General features: G+C 47.1%; 1 protein-coding gene. It reads left to right on the top strand.

The window, feature by feature from the left end; translation table 11 throughout:
• On the top strand, positions 1–359 hold a 359-nt coding region (locus H6B10_RS15700; protein ID WP_204652389.1), incomplete at both ends, for a hypothetical protein.

Here is a 359-nt window from a genome sequence, read left to right as displayed (position 1 = left end):
TTTTTATTGGATTTTTTCGGATCTTCCTCGCAAAAAGGGGCGGCCCACGCTGCTGCCATCTTACGGGGTAAAAGGTTGAGCTTTCTTTGCCTTGTTTTTTTGGTAACGGCAAGGCAAAGAAACTCCAACCTTTCACCCGGAAAGCAGCAATGGAGGGAATTTCCATTCCTTGCCGTTACCAAAGAAACAAGGCAAAGAAACTCCAACCTTTCCCCCGGGAAGCAGCAATGGGGGGAATTTCCATTCCTTGCCGTTACCAAAAAAACAAGGCAAAGAAAGCTCAACCTTTTACCCCGTAAGATGGCAGCAGCGTGGGCCGCCCCTTTTTGCGAGGAAGATCCGAAAAAATCCAATAAAAA

Origin of the sequence: Gemmiger formicilis (assembly GCF_016901605.1) — a bacterium.
GTDB classification, from domain to species: domain Bacteria; phylum Bacillota; class Clostridia; order Oscillospirales; family Ruminococcaceae; genus Gemmiger; species Gemmiger formicilis_B.
Note: the sequence above shows the minus strand (reverse complement) of the source record. Positions and strands in the feature narration are given on the sequence as shown.